This window comes from Sphingomonas radicis (assembly GCF_051400635.1).
Classification (GTDB): Bacteria; Pseudomonadota; Alphaproteobacteria; order Sphingomonadales; family Sphingomonadaceae; genus Sphingomonas.
This window is the reverse complement of sequence record NZ_JBLFFG010000014.1, coordinates 1-565: the sequence shown is the minus strand read 5'-3', so window position 1 is coordinate 565 and position 565 is coordinate 1. Positions and strand designations below refer to the sequence as shown.

General features: G+C 59.6%; 1 protein-coding gene. It reads left to right on the top strand.

Annotated features, from left to right (window positions below):
* A partial coding sequence (locus tag ACMGDH_RS18200) for an ABC transporter substrate-binding protein (RefSeq protein WP_436829398.1) occupies nucleotides 1-565 on the top strand: 565 nt, incomplete at both ends.

Below are 565 nucleotides of genomic sequence, written 5' to 3'. Positions count from 1 at the left end.
GATCAAGAAGATCGCCGAGCTCGAGTGGAAGCCGATGCAGGTGATGACGGATGTGTCGATCTCGATCGGCGCGGTCATGCAGCCGGCGGGCCTCGCGGCATCCGAAGGCGTGCTGTCGGCGACCTATCTGAAGGACGCGTCCGATGCGCAATGGAAGGATGACGAGGGCATGAAGAAGTTCATGGCCTTCATCGACAAATACATGCCCGGCGCCAATGTGTCCGACACCAATCTGGTCTACGGATACGCCGCCGCGCAGACGCTGGTGCAGACGCTCAAGCAATGCGGCGACGATCTGACCCGGGAGAACGTGATGAAGCAGGCTGCGAGCCTGAAGGACTTCGCTCCTGACGTGCTGATTCCCGGCATCAAGATCAACACCAATCCGAACGACTTCGCTCCGATCGAGCAGCTCAAGATGATGCAGTTCAAGGGCGGCAAGTGGGACCTGTTCGGCGACATCATCAGCGCCGAAACAGGTGGCGAGTTCGCTAGCGACCAAGCCTGCCTCAACGAAATAGCGGCCGCAGGGCCGCTATTTTTTTTCGTTCGCATCGTCGGGGCG